The following is a 14,662-nucleotide window of genomic DNA, read 5'->3' as shown; positions in this document are numbered from 1 at the left end:
CAACCTACCTGCGTGTCGAAGGGGTTGAGACCGTGGCCGGTGGGTGGCCCACCCCTGTCGGACCCACCTTCGCCCGTCGCCGGGCACCCGCGCCAGAAGTGAAGGTCGGGGACGGTTCTGTGACTGGATAGGGGACGGTTCTGTGAATGGATAGGGGACGGTTCTGTGACTGGATAGGGGACGGTTCTGTGACCGGTTGGAGAACCGTCCCCTGTGTGGTTGGAGAACCGTCCCCTGTGTGGTTGGAGAACCGTCCCCTGACCGGTTGGAGAACCGTCCCCTGTGTGGCCCGGTGCCCTCCACGGCGCGGGCCACCTATCGTTGACGCATGGCCATGACCTCACGCGCGCTGAGCGCCCTCGGTGTCGCTCTGTTGCTGAGCGGCTGCGCCACCGTTCCGCCCACGGCAACCAGCACGTCGCCGAGCGCCGTGATGTCGCCCACTGCTGCCTCGCCCAGCGCCGAGTCGGCGTCACCCTCGCCGAGCGACACCGATTCGCCGAGCTCGTCCGCCGGCACCAGCACCTCGCCCGCGGCTCCCGCAGTCTTGGTGCTGCGCCCCACCGGCATCGACTCGCTGAAGTTCGGGGCGGCCGAGAAAGACGTCGTGGCCGTCGTCGACGCCAAGGCCGGCAAGCCCGACGACTCGTACACGGGCAAGGTGTGCGAACTCGACGACGCCACTCCGTACGGCCGGCAACTGCTCTACGGGGGCGCTGCGTTGCTGTTTCAGAGCAAGGCCAAGGGCACCCAGTCGTCCCCTCGCACGCTGGCGAGTTGGGTGGTCAACCTCGACCAGCCGTTGCGTTCGGCCATGAAGCTCGAAGCCGGCTACCCCACCGAAACCACCTTCGCCAAGCTGAAGACCACGTTTCCCAAGGGCAAGCTCAGCAAGATCGCGCTCGGCGAATCGGCCGTCTGGATCTTCACCACTCCCTCGGGCCTGTGGTACCGCGGTGATGACAACAAGACGCCCACCGACGTCGGGGCCGGCAGCATGGGCACCTGCGAATAGATGACCGAGCACCTGCTGGCGGGGCGCTACCGCCTGGAGCACGAGATCGGCGCCGGAGGCATGGGCCGCGTGTGGCGCGCACGCGACGTTCGGCTCGATCGTGAGGTCGCGGTCAAGACCGTCGACCTCGCCGGGGTCACCGACCCCTCACTGGCCGGACGTTTTCAACGCGAGATCGTGCTCACCGCCCGGCTGACCAGCCCCTACACCGTCACCGTCTTCGACGGGGGTCTGGACGGCCGCACCGCCTACCTGGTCATGGAGCTGCTGCGCGGCGAGTCGCTGGCCGAGGCGATCAGCCGCCGCGGGCCCCTCAGCGTGGGCCGCGCCCTGGAAGTGGCCCGCGAGGTCACCCTGGGCTTGGCCGCTGCGCACGCGATCGGGCTGGTGCACCGCGACATCAAGCCGGCCAACGTGATGCTCACCGACGGCGGCCGGGTGAAGCTGCTCGACTTCGGCATCGCCCAGCTCACCGGCCAGGCCGACCCGCACCTCACCCAGCCGTCGATGACCATCGGCACCGCCGCGTACATGTCGCCCGAACAGGCGTCGGGCCTGCGTGTCGACTCGGCCACCGACCTGTACGCGCTGGGCTGCCTGATCACCACCATGCTGGCCGGACGCCCCCCGTTCGACGGTGACCAGCCGGTGGTGGTGGCCGCGCACCAGATCAACACCGCGCCGCCCCGGCTGGCCGACCTGCGACCCGGCGTACCCCCCGGGCTGGACGCGCTGGTCGCCCGTTTGTTGGCCAAGAACCCGGCGGAGCGACCCGACACCGCCACCACCCTGCGGGCTCTCGAACACCTGCAGGCCGACCCGTTCGCTCCCACCATGCCTGTGCCGGCACCCTCGCCGGCCATGGCACCACAGCCGCCGATGGGTCCGCCCGTCACCCGTCCCTACACCCAGCCGGCCCCGGTCGGCATCGCTGGGGGGCAGGGCCTGCCGGCGTCGGCAGCGGCGTCGCCCGCCGCCCGCTCGCTGGCAAACCTGCAGCAACCGGGCGGGTGGTGGATCGCCGGCGTACTGGTCAGCCTGATGGCCGCCATCGTGGTGGCGGGCGTGGCCGTCAATCTGGGCGGGCTGGCGATGACCAACCTGGGTAAGGCGTTTCCGTCGTCCAGCGCCTCGGCCAAGCCCAGCAACACGCCCAAACCCAGCACGACCAAACCAAGCGCCACGCCCTCGAAGACGAAGTCGGCCACGCCCGACCCGGGGGCGTCCGTGGCGCTGGCCGCCGCGCTGCAGGGGGTTCAGTTGGCCCTGAACGCCTTGCCCGACAGCGAGGCCAAGAGTGAGCTGCAAGAGCTGTGGAACACGACCAGCCAGAAGATCGCCTCCGGCTCGAACGCTGGGGCCGCGCTGGTGGCGTTCGAGTCTGCGGTCAAGGCGTCCGAGTTGCCAGGGTGGCAGCAGCAAGCAGTGCTGGCGGCCACGGGCATCGTGAAGTCGCAGCTCTGACGGTTCACGTCATAGCGGCGAGCGCCGGACGATCCACTCACGTCATTCCGGCGAACGCCGGAATCCCAATGCTGATTGGTGCTCGCTGTTACGGGTGAGATCCCGGCGTGCGCCGGGATGAAGAAGAACTGACACGTCGTTCCGACGAATGTCGGAATCCGGACCCTCACGACCTACGCGAGGTCGCCCAGTTTCTGCAGCAGCAGCGCCTCGGCCAGGCATGCCTTGTGGAAGTCGCCCAGATCGAGCGACTCGTCGATGCCGTGCGGCCTCGAATCGGGGTCGCAGACTGCCGTGACCAGCACAGTGGCGTCGGGAAACGCGTGCTGAAAGTCCGCAACCATCGGAATCGAGCCACCCTGGCCCATGAACACCGGCTCGACCCCCCACGCCTCCACGAAGGCGGCCCGGGCCGCGTCAGCAGCCGGCCCCTCGAACGGAATCGTGGTGCCCGAGCCGGTGGCGCCGTCCGTCACCTTGACGTGGGCGCCCCAGGGCGCGTGCCGCTGCAGGTGCTCCGACACCGCCGCCAATGCCGCCCTCGGGTCGGCGTCGGGAGCGATGCGCACGCTCACCTTCGCCCGCGCCGACGGCGCCAAGGTGTTCGACGCGTCCGCCACCGAGGTCGCATCGATGCCGAGCACCGTGGCGGTCGGCTTGGTCCAGAGGCGTCCGGCGATCGAGCCGCCACCCAGCAGCTGGACGCCCGGCAGCACGCCGGCCTCGGCCCGCAACCGGTCTTCGGGGTAGTCCAGGGCGGGGTCTGGCATGGCGCCCAGGCCCTCGATGGCGACGTTGCCCTGGTCGTCGTGCAGGGTGGCGAGCAGCCGGCACAGGGTGGTGAGCGCGTCGGGCACCGGGCCGCCGAACTGGCCCGAATGCAGCGCGTGGTCGAGGGTCGACACGTCGACGACGCAGTCGACCAGCCCCCGCAGCGTGTCGGTGAAGGCCGGCTCGCCGACCTGCCAGTTGCCCGAGTCGGCGATCACGTACACGTCGGCGGCGAGTTCGTCGCGGTGTCGAGCGATGACCTCGGCCAGCGACGGTGAACCGACCTCTTCTTCGCCCTCGACGAACACCACCACGCCCACGGGCGGACGGCCGCCGAAGGCCCGAAGCGCGGTGAGGTGCACCAGCACACCGGCCTTGTCGTCGCCCACCCCGCGGGCGAAGAGGCGTCCATTGGCCTCGCGAACAGCGAACGGGTTCTCGCTGGTCCACAGCGTGACGTCGCCGGTGGGCTGGACGTCATGGTGCGCGTAGAGGCAGATGGTTGGAGCGCCCGGCGGCCCGGGGAAGCGTGCGATCACGGCCGGCTGCCCGCCTTCGCTGACGATGCGGGCGTCGGCGCAGCCCAGCGCGGTCAACTGGTTGTGCACCCAGCGGGCCGAGCGCTGCACGTCCTGGGCGTGGTCGGGTGAGGCGCTCACCGAGGGTATGGCGACGAACTCGGCCAGATCGTCCAAAGCGGCGGGAAGAGCGGTCTCAACGGCATCGGCGAGGCTCATGACGGCAGCCTAACCGTGCCCCGAGCCGACCCCAAGAGAGCCCCGAGACGCTTGAACGACGGCGGCCGAGCAGTCAGGCTGGTTGCGACGTACCCGATCGTTTTTCGCCCCTGGTTAGGAGCACCAGCCATGTCCAGCAACACCCGCACCACCCCCGAGAAAGTGGGCCGCATCGCCGCCAAGGTGGCCAGCGAAGCCGCGTACGTGATCACCGGCATGGCCGACGTGGTCGCCGGCACGGTTCGCGACGTGGTGAATCAGAGCCGCGCCGGCTACTCCGAGCGCAAGGCCTCCGGCGGCAGCCCGGTCAAGGACTACGCCAAGCAGGTGCCGGGGCAGGTCAAGGGCATGGTCGGCGAAGTGAAAGAGGCCTACGAGAGCCTGTCGGCCCGCGGCCGGGTGGTCTTCAAAGAGGGCTTCGCCAAGACCGCCCACCGCGACATCACGCCCCCCGTCGAGCAGTCGACTGACTACGAGCAGCCGCCGACGTCATGATGGCGACAGTTGGGGACGGTTCCCAACTCGCGCCAGAGTCGGTGTGACGGGAGGTCGCAGGGCTCGATCCTGCTGGTCGCACTGGTCACGATTGCCTATTGGCTAGGCAGTTCGATCGGCGGCGATGATCCGCTGCGCTGGCTCAGGGCGCTCCGTCGCATCGGCCTTTGGTGTTCGCCATCCGCCCAGGTGGCGCGAGTTCGGAACCGTCCCCAACTCGCGCCACCTGCTTTGATTGACCCATGACGATTTCCGAAGTCTCGGTGGCCGAGTTGGCCGACGATGCCGTGCTACTCGACGTGCGGGAGCCGGACGAGTTCGCCGCCGGGCATGCCGTCGGCGCGGTCAACATTCCGCTCGACCTGCTGCCGGTGCTGCTGCACGACCTGCCGACGACGGACGGCCCGCTACCCGTGATCTGCAAGAGCGGCGGACGTTCCGCGCGCGCAGCCGCCTACCTGCAAGAGCGTGGCTACCAGGTCGTCAACGTGGCCGGTGGCACCACCGCCTGGGCCGCGGCGCACAAGCCGATGGACAGCGCATCGGGCAAACCTTTCGTCGCCTGACCCTCCGCATCGTTGGTCGAGCCTGTCGAGACCTTCTGAGGCTGCCGGCACGTCGACCAGGTGAACCGATGACCACCCAGGTCCCGACACGCTCGTCCACCTGGGTGTGGACGAGCTCGACCCGCTAGCAGGTGCGGTTCAGGTCGGGCACGATCAGCGGTGTCCAGGTCACGGGGTCGTCGATCACCCGGCAGGGCAGGTCGAAGATGCGCTCCACCATCGGCGCGGTGAGCACCTCATGCGGCGTACCGGTCGTCACGATCGCGCCGTCCCGCATCGCCACCACCCGGCTGGCGTAGCGGGCGGCCTGGTTGACGTCGTGCAGCACCGCCACCACGGTGCGTCCCTTGTTGCGGTTCAGCTCGGCCTGCAGTTCGAGCACCTCGAGTTGGTGAGCGATGTCGAGAAACGTGGTCGGCTCGTCGAGCAGCATCAGCGGCGTCTGCTGGGCAAGCACCATGGCACCCACACGCGCTGCCGCTGACCACCCGACAGCTCGTCGACCAACCGATCGGCCAGATCTGCGATGCCGGTGATGGCGATCGCCTCATTGACCGCCTGCTCGTCGTCGCGCGACCACTGCCGAATCGCCGACTGGTAGGGGAATCCCACACCCCGCCAGATCGGTGACCGTGATGCCGTCAGGGGCGATCGAGCTCTGCGGCAGCAGGCCCAATCGGCGAGCCACGTGCCGCGACGGGTACGACGCGATGGCGCGGCCGTCGAGCACCACCTGGCCGGCGGACGGAGTCAGCAATCGGCTGAGCACCCGCAGCAGGGTGGACTTGCCGCACGCGTTCGGGCCGACGATGGCCGTGATCAACACCGGGGCGCCGACGAAGGCGGTCACCCGGCCGGCCTGCAGCTCGTCCGGACGCACCACCACCCCGGCCCAGCACGTCGGCACCGAGCAGCAGCGTCGGCCCGATCAGCAGGCTGAGCCCGATGATCCAGCGCTGGTCGGGGCCGCAGATCCAGCGGGCCACGTGCGGCACCATCAGACCGACGAACCAGGCGGGCCCCACGGCGGCGGTGGCCGCACCGCACAGCAGGGTGACAGCGACGATCACCAGAATGCGGGTGCGCCGGGCGTCCGCGCCGAGGGCGGTGGCCAGGTCGTCACCCAACGCGACAGCGTTCAATCCGCGGGGCCGCCGCGAACGACAGACCCAGGCCGAGCAGCACGAAACCGGTGACCGGCAGCACGATGTCCCAGCCCCGATCGGCCAGCGAGCCGGCTTCCCAGGCCCTCAGTGTCATGAAGGTCTGCGCGTTCAGAATCGACAGCGTCGTGGTGAGGCCCGACAGCCTGCCAGGGTGAGGGTCAGCGGGCTTGCGCCGCGCCGTCCAGAACCCAGGGCGTAGACGGCAAGGGTGGCCAGCACGGCGCCCAGGAACGAGAACCAGATGTAGCCGAACAGGCTGGTGATCGGCAGAAACACCACCGCGACCGTCATGGCGAAGCTCGCTCCGTCGCTGACGCCGAGCAGGCCAGGGTCTGCCAGCGGGTTAGGGGTCAGCGCCTGCATCAGCGCGCCGGCCACGCCCAGCGCGGCGCCCGCCACGATCGCCAGCGCCGTGCGCGGAATGCGCTGTTCGACCACGATCACGTGCTCGGGTCGAAGCGGGTCAGGGCCGTCCACACCGCGTTGAGCGGCACGGGGTTGGCACCCACCGCGATGCCGAGCACCACCAACCCGGCGAGCAGCACGACCAGGCAGACGACACCGACCCGCCGACGGGCGCGGGCAACGGGTGGGGCCGCTCGTCCCGCCGCCTCGATCGCCGCCGGAGGGGTCAGGGTATCGTTCGACACCGGTTGTGCCGATCAAAGGCCGAGCGCGGTGAGGCGCTCGTCGTACTCGTCCTGAATCTCGTCCTCGTCGCGGCTGTCGTCGTCCCACATGTCTTCGAGTTCGGCGCGGGTGGCCTCGTCGAGGGCGTCGTACCGCTCCTGCCACGACTCGGCGGCGTCGGTCCAGTAGCCGATCACCTTGAACCGGTCGGGCGGCAGCTTCAGCTCGCGCCGCAGATGCCGCCGGACGGCCCGCAGTGCGGCGGTCTCACCGGCCACCCAGACGTACCCCGTGCCGTCCGGACGGGGCAGGGTCCGGACGATCTCTTCGAGCCGGCTCGATGCACTTCCGTTGCCGCCGTGCACCCAACTGATCGTGGTGGTGGCGCGCTGCGGCAGGACGATGTGATCCTCGGGCCCCGGCACCTCGACGACCACTCGGGTGCGCACCCCCTCAGGGGTCTGCTCGAGCAGCCGGGCCAGTGCCGGCAGGCCGGCCAGGTCGGCCACCAGCACCTGCCAGGCGAGATCGGCGGGCGGGTCGTAGAGGCCGGTCGGGCTGTTCAGCCTCACCAGGTCACCGGGGATCGCTCTGCGGGCCCAGGTGGTCGCCACCCCGTGCCCGTGCACGACGAAGTCGACGGTCACCTGGCCGCGGTCGGCGTCGAACCGGCGAACCGTGTAGGTGCGCAGCAGGTCCAGGTCGATCGAGCCGTAGTCGAGGGCGCCGTCGGTGATGGTGGGCAGCACCGGCTCTTCGGTGCCCTCGGCCGGAAACAGCAGCCGGATGTACTCATCGCCCACGCCGGTGGTGCAGTACCCGGCCAGCCCTTGCCCGCCCAGCACCACGCGGCGCAGGGTGGGGGAGAGGTCTTCGGTGGCCACGACCTCGGCGGTGTAGACGGCCATCGGCACGGTGATGCGGCCGCTCATGAGGTGAACGATTTCTGCACCACGTCCAAGAAGGCCATGGCGGCGCTGGGTGAGCCGTAGGTCATCTCCATCTCGTCGGGCACGATGTGGTCGTCGGCCACGAACGGCAAGGCGGTCCACAGCTTGTTCTTGCCGAGGGTGTCCTTGGTGGTTTGGAACTCCTTCTGGCCGCTGTCGCCGGCACCGACGGTCATGAACGCGTAGGTGATCGGCTTGAGTTTGCCCAGGTTCTCGCCGCTCAGCTCGATGCCGTCGCCGTTCTTCTCTTTGGCGGGGGCGAAGATGGTCAGGCCCAGTTCTTCGAAGGTCTGGCATTCCAGGCCGGTGTAGCACGACGAGTTGACCTTGCCGTCCCAGGAGCTGACGGGTGCCACCACGGCGTTCGTCGCCTTGTCGCCGATGGCGGCCTTCACCTCGGCGACCTTGGCCTGGTACTTGGCGTACCACGCGTCGTACTGCGCTGTGCGGCCGAGCGCGTCGGCCGTTTCTTTGACGTGTTCGCGCCAGTTGCGGCCGTCGAAGGCGTTGACGGTGTAGGTGGCGCCGATCTCTTTGAGCCGCTCGTCGGTCTTCTTGCCGTAGCCGAGTCCGTTGAGAATGAAATCGGGTTGGGCGGCGAGGATCTTCTCGTAGTTGAAGTCGGGGTAGTTGGCGAAGGGCGTCACGCCGGCCAGTTCGGCCTGAGGAGAGTAGCTCGGAAACGTGGTGTAGTCGCTGTTGCCGCGAATCGGTTGGCTCTTGGCAAACGGGTACCCCAGCGTGATCAGAATGTCGACGTCCGTGGTGTACATGCCCAGCGCGGCCTGCGGATCGGTGGGCAGCTCGACCTCGCCGAATTCGGCTTTGACGGTCATCGTGGCCGCGGGGGCGGGGCGGACGACGCCGATCCCGCAGCTGGGGCGGGCGACGCGGCACCGGTGGTGGTGCAGGCGGCCGCCAGCGGCAACAGCACGACACCGGCCAGGAACTTACGAACGGCGAACAAGACGAACTCCTTCGAGAATTTAGGTCAGGCCAGCCTAACCTTATTCGGCCGCGCTCCGTTGGCCAGTCCACGTCCTGCATTGACGGCTGCTGGGCAGCCGGGGACGGTTCTCTCGAGTGAGGGGACGGTTCTCTTGCCACTCGGGGGACGGTTCTCTTGCCACTCGGGGGACGGTTCCTGAAGCCGTCGGAGAACCGTCCCCTGACCGGTTGGAGAACCGTCCCCTGACCGGTTGGAGAACCGTCCCCTGACCGGTTGGAGAACCGTCCCCTGACCGGTTGGAGAACCGTCCCCTGACCGGTTGGAGAACCGTCCCCAGCTCGCCTCGGTTTCGCCACGAATCGACGAAAGTCCTTGTCGCTGGGATCCGTCGCCGACGGCACCCGGCTGGACGGCCCGTGCCACGTTGCGATCGGCGAACAAACGTGCAACAGCCGATCGAACCCGCGGGTGCCGCTGCAACGATGAATTCCGTGACGATTCGACAGACCTCGGTGCACACGTTCGGCGACGACGCGGTGCTGCTGGACGTGCGCGAACCCAACGAGTGGGTGGGGGGGCACGCTCCCAACGCGGTGCACATTCCGCTGGGGCTGTTGCCCACCCGACTGGCCGACCTGCCTGCGGTCGACGGTGCGCTGCCAGTGGTCTGTCGCTCAGGCGTCCGTTCGGCGCGGGCGGTGGTTTACCTGGGCACTCAGGGCGTCGAGGCCACCAACGTGGCGGGCGGCATGCAGGCGTGGGAGGAGGCGGGCAAGGCGCTGGTGGCCGATTCGGGTCACCCAACCGTGGTGTAGCGATTTCTTGCGCGGATGACTTCCACAGTGAGCACCGCACGGGTGCCGAATGTGGATCACTGTCCGAAGCCGGGCAAGATTGGCTCCATGACGCTCGATGCCGACAACCCGTTCGCCGGCCCGTCCACGCTGCCCTATCAGCTCATCGACTGGGCGCAGGTGCGGGCCGAGCACTACCTGCCCGCCGTGCGCGCGGGCATGGCCGAGATGCTCACCGCGCTGCAGGCCATCGCCGACGACCATGAACCGCCGACCGTGGCCAACGTGATCGACGCGTGGGAGGCGTCGCGCCAGTTGCTCGATCGTGCCCTGCTGGCGTTTGAGTCCGTTCAGCCGGCAGACACCACGCCCGAGCTCGACGACATCGACGCCGCGATGGCACCCGAACTGGCCCGGTTCGACGATGCCGTGCACCAGAACCGCCCGCTCTACGACCGCGTGAGGGCCCTGGCGACACGCGTCGAGGCAGGCGAGGTGCAGCTCGAACCAGCGGCCGCGTATTGGCTCGACCAGCGGCTGCGGGCGTTCGAGCGCGCCGGCGTCGGGCTGCCCGAGGCCGACCAGGCCAGGCTGCGTGAACTCAACGCGACGCTGGCCGAGCTTCAGTCGGCGTTCGGACGGCGCGCCCTGGCCGGCGGCAACGCCGCCGCCGTGCACGTCACCGACGAGGCAGAACTCGACGGCCTCTCGGACGCCACCCGCGCCGGCGCCCGCGCGGCGGCCGAAACTCGGCGCCTTGACGGCTGGTTGCTCGAGCTCGACGCCTGTACCCCGCAGGACGTGCTGACCGAGGCCGCCGATCGCGGGTTGCGCCGGCGCGTGCATGAAGCCGCGGTCGAGCGCGGCTGGTCGGGCGAGTTCGACACGCGCCAACTGGTGGTCGACATCGCTCGCGCCCGCGCCGAGCGGTCGGTGTTGCTCGGCTACCCGAGCCATTCCGCGTACGTGGCGGCGGAGGGTTGCGCGAAGACGTCCCAGGCGGTGCACGACATGCTGAACCGGCTCGCTCCGGCCGCGGTGCGCAACGCTCGTGCCGAGGCGGACGACCTGCAGCCGCTGCAGACCGAGCCGCTCGAACCCTGGGACTGGCAGTTTCGCGCCGAGCAGTTGAAAGGACAGCGCTATCACTTCGACACCGCGCTGCTTCGGCCCTACCTCGAACTGGAGCGGGTGCTGCACGAGGGGGTGTTCGCCGCAGCCACGGGCTTGTTCGGCATCACCTTCGTCGAGCGTGACGACCTGGCCGGCTACAACGACGAGGTGCGCATCTTCGAGGTGCGCGACGCCGACGGCACCGGGTTGGGGCTGTTTCTGGCCGACTTCTACACCCGAGCCGGCAAGCAGGGCGGCGCGTGGATGAACAATCTGGTCGACCAGAGCCACCTGCTGGCCCGTCGGCCGGTGGTGACGAACAACCTCAACATCGTGAAGCCGCCCGCCGGGCAGCCCACGCTGCTCACCTGGGGCGAGGTGAACACGCTCTTTCACGAGTTCGGCCACGCTCTGCACGGCCTGCTGTCGAGCACCCGCTACGCGTCGCAGTCGGGCGCCAACACTCCGCGCGACTTCGTCGAGTTTCCGTCACAGGTCAACGAGATGTGGTCACTCGACCCCGACCTGCTGCGCCGCTACGCAGTGCACCACGTCACCGGCGAGCCGATTCCCGACGAATGGGTGAGTGACCTCAAGGCCGCCGAGTTGTTCGACCAGGGTTTCGCCACCACCGAACTGCTGGCCGCTTCGATTCTCGACCAGGCCTGGCATTCGACCCCGCTCGATGACCTGCCCACCGACGCCGACGGCGTGCTCGATTTCGAGCAGCGGGCGTTGGCCGCGGCGGGCGTCGACTTCGAACTCGTTCCTTCCCGCTACCGTTCCACGTACTTTCGGCACATCTTCGAGAACGGCTACGCCGCCGGCTACTACAGCTACATCTGGTCGGAGGTGTTGGACGCCGACACGGCCGCCTGGTTTCGCGCCAACGGGGGTCTGACCAGGGCGAACGGTCAGCGTTACCGCGAGAAGCTGCTGGCCCCGGGCGGCTCGGTCGAGGCGATGGACACCTACCGCGACTTCCGCGGGCAAGACCCCGACATCGCGCACCTGCTGGAGCGCCGGGGTTTGGACGCCTGAGCGTTGGTCGAGCTCGTCGAGACCGCTCTGGTTAGGGGTTTCGACAGGTTCAACGACTGGGAAGGCATGTTGATCAGCGCTTCCCTAAGCGAGCCAACGGGTGCCGGCATCAGTGTTGAGTGCCGGGACAGGTGAATGCTGCCGGGTCACAACGCGGCAGCAGTGATCTGCGGCAGCACCTGTGACCGCTGCCGGCACCCGTTTGTCTTCGTGTCAGCCTCAAACCGCTGGCTACGGTTGATCGCGTGCTGCGTGACATCTGGGTGCGGGCGACCACCGTGCAACAGCCCCTGCCGACCACCTCGGTGGCGCTCGTCGGACTGATCGCGCTGGCGGTGGTCTGGTCGCCACCGGGGTACCGGCTGGTGCGGCACGTGATCACCCTGGTGCACGAGGCGGGTCACGCCCTGGTGGCCAAGCTCTCCGGACGGAAGCTGCGCGGCATCCAACTGCACAAGGACACGTCGGGGCTGACGCTCAGCAAGGGCCGTCCGTCTGGGCCCGGCATGGTCGCGACGTTGGCCGCCGGCTACCCGGCCCCCTCGGTGCTGGGCCTGCTGGGGGCGGTGGTGCTGGGGCAGGGGTATGCCGCCGGGCTCTTGTGGACGATGGTGCTCGCCTGCGTCGTGGTGCTGCTGCTGATTCGCAACCTGTACGGGCTGTGGGTGGTGCTTGCGACGGGAGTGGCTGTGGCGGCTTTGTCGTGGTGGGCATCGGCGGCGGTGCTGGTGTGGGTGGCGACGGCGCTGGTGTGGGCGATGCTGCTCGCGGCGCCCCGCTCGGTGGTCGAACTGCAGGTGCAGCGGCGACGCGGTCAGGGTCGCGGCTCGGACGTCGACCAGTTGGCTCGGCTCACACGGGTTCCGGCGGCGTTGTGGGTAGGAGTCTTCTTCGTGCTCGGGCTGGCTGCCCTGGTTGGTGGAGGCTGGCTGCTGCTCGCGCCCTGACCTGTGCGTGTGCGACCGCCGACACGGTCATCCAGACGGATGACCGCCTCGTCATCCCGACGATGCCCGCACCCATCACCCCGACGAAAGTCGGGATCTCGGGCTGGTCGGTCGTCGCTTGAGATCCCGGCGTCCGCCGGGATGACGGGGTTGGAACGGGCCTCCCTGGGTTGCGAGAACGCCATGGAAGGCTCGGCACGCTCGACGAGCGTTCAGCCTTGGGTCCGGGAGGCCAGTCGATCGCTCATGATCTGCTTGAGCACGTCGGCGTCCGCCGGAATGTCGGTGACGTGCCGGGGCAGGCTCTCGATGCCCTCGAACGCCGCCGGACGCTGCGGCTCGCGGCCCAGCGCCTCGACGATGGTGGCCGAGAACTTCACCGGCAGGGCCGTCTCGGTCACCACGATCGCGCCGTCGATCGAGCCGCGCAGGTCATGGGCCACCTTCACCGCATCTGCAGTGTGCGGGTCGATGACCACCCCGTCCGCCCCCTCGACCGCGCGAATCGTGGCCAACCGGTCGGCGTGCGTCGAGGTGCCCGACATGAACCCGTAGCGCTCGCGCAGGGTGGCGAACTCGGGTGTGCCGCTGAGGTCGATCACGCCGGTCGCCCGCAGACCCGGCCCGAACAGCTCAGCGACCCGAACTCCGTCGCGGCCGAGCAGGTCGTAGACGAAGCGCTCGAAGTTGCTGGCCTTGCTGATGTCCATCGAGGGGCTGGACGTCTCTTCGGCCCCCGATCGAACCCGGTAGACGCCGGTGCGAAAGAACTCGTCGAGCACGTTGTTCTCGTTGGTGGCGAGAATCAGGGCGTCGATCGGCACCCCCATCTGCCGGGTCACGTGGGCGGCGCAGATGTTGCCGAAGTTGCCGGTGGGTACGGCGAACGACACCTTCGGGAGCGGTTGACCGGCGGTGCGGGCAGCGTGCGTGACCCGCAGGTAGGCGACCACGTAGTAGATCACCTGGGCGACCACGCGGCCCCAGTTGATCGAGTTGACCGCGCCGATGCGGTGCGCGGCCTTGAACGGCGCGTCCCCCAGCACGGCCTTGACCAGGTCCTGGCAGTCGTCGAAGGTGCCGGCGACGGCCAGGTTGACGATGTGCGGGTCGTCCAGGCTGAACATCTGTGCCTGCTGAAACGGGCTCATGCGGCCCTGCGGCGACAGCATGAACACGGTGATGCCGTGGCGACCGCGCATGGCGTATTCGGCGGCCGAGCCGGTGTCGCCCGAGGTGGCGCCCAGAATGGTGAGCACCTGGCCGCGGCGGCCAAGTTCGTACTCGAAGAGCTGGCCGAGTAACTGCATGGCCATGTCTTTGAAGGCGGCGGTCGGGCCTTCGGACAGATGGGCCAGCCACACATCGTCCGACAACTCGGTGACCGGCACGACCGGGTCGCCGAAGACGTCGGCGGCGTAGGCGCGCTCACAGATCGCCCGCAGATCGGCGGCCGGAACGTCGTCCACGAACAGGCTGAGCACCTCGAAGGCCACCGCCGCGTACCCCTGGTCGTGCAGCAGGGCGTCCCAGTGGGCCAGGGTTTCGGCGCTGACCTGCGGGTAACTCTCCGGCAGGTAGAGGCCGCCGTCGGGTGCCAGACCCTCGAGCAGAATGTCGCAGAACGGCAGTCCGGGCACCTGGGCACTGCGGGTCGACACGTAACGCACCCGCCGAGCCTACCGAAGCGTGACTGTGGGGACGCAGCCGCCAACGTCGCTGCCTTCGTGACACTTCGCTGCCCGCGCGCAGGCAGTGACGTGTCACAAAGGCAGTTACGTGACCTGGCGCCGGAGGGGTCTCGACAAGCTCGACCAGCGAACCGACACCACGGCGGGGTCTCGGCAAGCTCGACCGGCGAACCGACACCACGGCGGGGTCTCGGCAAGCTCGACCGGCGAACCGACACCACGGCGGGGTCTCGGCAAGCTCGACCGGCGGATCGTCATCCCGGCGGACGCAGGGATCTCAATCGCAGGATCGGCCAGACAGGTTGAGTTCCCATCAGCCGCCGTCCGGCAGAG

17 protein-coding genes and 1 pseudogene are annotated in these 14,662 nt (G+C 68.9%); 7 read left to right on the top strand and 11 right to left on the bottom strand.

Annotated features, from left to right (window positions below; all coding sequences use genetic code 11):
* Positions 1-328: 328 nt before the first annotated feature.
* Both MPLG2_RS14110 and MPLG2_RS14105 read left to right on the top strand, forming a co-directional pair.
* Entirely contained in the window at positions 329-1,015 is a 687-nt protein-coding gene (locus MPLG2_RS14110) for a hypothetical protein (protein WP_105186681.1), read from the top strand.
* Complete coding sequence (locus MPLG2_RS14105; protein ID WP_105186680.1) at positions 1,016-2,479, top strand: serine/threonine-protein kinase; 1,464 nt, start codon at positions 1,016-1,018, stop codon at positions 2,477-2,479.
* A 173-nt stretch (positions 2,480-2,652) separates the two neighbouring features.
* Here MPLG2_RS14105 and MPLG2_RS14100 read toward each other — a convergent pair whose 3' ends face one another.
* Positions 2,653-3,987 carry a dipeptidase gene (locus MPLG2_RS14100; protein ID WP_105186679.1) on the bottom strand — a complete coding sequence of 445 codons (1,335 nt, stop codon included), beginning with the start codon at positions 3,985-3,987 and terminating at the stop codon, positions 2,653-2,655.
* Positions 3,988-4,116: 129 nt separating this feature from the next.
* On the opposite strand from MPLG2_RS14100, the gene MPLG2_RS14095 reads away from it, so the two are divergent.
* Together MPLG2_RS14095 and MPLG2_RS14090 are read left to right on the top strand one after the other, a co-directional pair.
* Positions 4,117-4,482 carry a hypothetical protein gene (locus MPLG2_RS14095; RefSeq protein WP_105186678.1) on the top strand — a complete coding sequence of 122 codons (366 nt, stop codon included), beginning with the start codon at positions 4,117-4,119 and terminating at the stop codon, positions 4,480-4,482.
* A gap of 242 nt (positions 4,483-4,724) precedes the next feature.
* Entirely contained in the window at positions 4,725-5,048 is a 324-nt protein-coding gene (locus MPLG2_RS14090) for a rhodanese-like domain-containing protein (RefSeq protein WP_105186677.1), read from the top strand.
* Positions 5,049-5,172: 124 nt separating this feature from the next.
* Here MPLG2_RS14090 and MPLG2_RS19765 read toward each other — a convergent pair whose 3' ends face one another.
* From MPLG2_RS19765 to MPLG2_RS19685, 9 genes and pseudogenes are all read right to left on the bottom strand, one after another.
* Positions 5,173-5,505 (bottom strand): ABC transporter ATP-binding protein, encoded by a 333-nt coding sequence (locus MPLG2_RS19765; protein WP_331826178.1) that lies wholly within the window; start codon positions 5,503-5,505, stop codon positions 5,173-5,175.
* A gap of 90 nt (positions 5,506-5,595) precedes the next feature.
* Positions 5,596-5,955: an ABC transporter ATP-binding protein gene (locus MPLG2_RS19760; protein WP_331826176.1), complete on the bottom strand. Its 360-nt coding sequence runs from the start codon at positions 5,953-5,955 to the stop codon at positions 5,596-5,598.
* 40 nt (positions 5,956-5,995) lie between these two features.
* Positions 5,996-6,175: pseudogene (locus MPLG2_RS19520) on the bottom strand (iron chelate uptake ABC transporter family permease subunit); the annotation flags it as partial.
* Complete coding sequence (locus MPLG2_RS18610) at positions 6,168-6,308, bottom strand: hypothetical protein (protein ID WP_158681231.1); 141 nt, start codon at positions 6,306-6,308, stop codon at positions 6,168-6,170. The pseudogene MPLG2_RS19520 and the gene MPLG2_RS18610, both read right to left, overlap by 8 nt.
* 14 nt (positions 6,309-6,322) lie before the next feature.
* Positions 6,323-6,658 (bottom strand): iron chelate uptake ABC transporter family permease subunit, encoded by a 336-nt coding sequence (locus MPLG2_RS18605; protein ID WP_158681230.1) that lies wholly within the window; start codon positions 6,656-6,658, stop codon positions 6,323-6,325.
* Positions 6,655-6,864, bottom strand: a complete 210-nt coding sequence (locus MPLG2_RS18600; RefSeq protein WP_158681229.1) for a hypothetical protein — start codon at positions 6,862-6,864, stop codon at positions 6,655-6,657. Before MPLG2_RS18600 ends, MPLG2_RS18605 begins: the two co-directional genes overlap by 4 nt.
* Positions 6,865-6,876: 12 nt before the next feature.
* The gene (locus tag MPLG2_RS14070; RefSeq protein ID WP_197709955.1) at positions 6,877-7,776 is read right to left on the bottom strand and encodes a siderophore-interacting protein; all 900 of its coding nucleotides are present in this window, start codon (positions 7,774-7,776) and stop codon (positions 6,877-6,879) included.
* Complete coding sequence (locus MPLG2_RS14065) at positions 7,773-8,630, bottom strand: ABC transporter substrate-binding protein (protein ID WP_105186675.1); 858 nt, start codon at positions 8,628-8,630, stop codon at positions 7,773-7,775. Before MPLG2_RS14065 ends, MPLG2_RS14070 begins: the two co-directional genes overlap by 4 nt.
* Complete coding sequence (locus tag MPLG2_RS19685; protein WP_269459147.1) at positions 8,627-8,761, bottom strand: hypothetical protein; 135 nt, start codon at positions 8,759-8,761, stop codon at positions 8,627-8,629. The genes MPLG2_RS14065 and MPLG2_RS19685 overlap by 4 nt, the downstream gene beginning before the upstream one ends.
* A 473-nt stretch (positions 8,762-9,234) precedes the next feature.
* Here MPLG2_RS19685 and MPLG2_RS14060 point away from each other — a divergent pair, with 473 nt between their 5' ends.
* From MPLG2_RS14060 to MPLG2_RS14050, 3 genes are all read left to right on the top strand, one after another.
* Positions 9,235-9,558, top strand: coding sequence for a rhodanese-like domain-containing protein (locus MPLG2_RS14060; RefSeq protein ID WP_231935670.1), 324 nt, complete (start codon positions 9,235-9,237; stop codon positions 9,556-9,558).
* 87 nt (positions 9,559-9,645) lie between these two features.
* Positions 9,646-11,691 carry a M3 family metallopeptidase gene (locus MPLG2_RS14055; protein ID WP_105186674.1) on the top strand — a complete coding sequence of 682 codons (2,046 nt, stop codon included), beginning with the start codon at positions 9,646-9,648 and terminating at the stop codon, positions 11,689-11,691.
* 245 nt (positions 11,692-11,936) lie between these two features.
* A complete protein-coding gene (locus tag MPLG2_RS14050) occupies positions 11,937-12,638 on the top strand; it encodes a M50 family metallopeptidase (protein ID WP_105186673.1) in 702 nt (233 codons plus the stop codon).
* 212 nt (positions 12,639-12,850) lie between these two features.
* Here the strand turns inward: MPLG2_RS14050 and thrC are convergent, their stop codons facing one another.
* Positions 12,851-14,308, bottom strand: coding sequence for a threonine synthase (gene thrC, locus MPLG2_RS14045; RefSeq protein WP_105186672.1), 1,458 nt, complete (start codon positions 14,306-14,308; stop codon positions 12,851-12,853).
* Between the last annotated feature and the right edge of the window lie 354 nt (positions 14,309-14,662).

The organism is Micropruina glycogenica (genome assembly GCF_900289045.1).
Taxonomy (GTDB): Bacteria; Actinomycetota; Actinomycetes; order Propionibacteriales; family Propionibacteriaceae; genus Micropruina; species Micropruina glycogenica.
The sequence above is the reverse complement of the archived record's forward strand: the minus strand, read 5'-3'. Positions and strand labels throughout refer to the sequence as shown.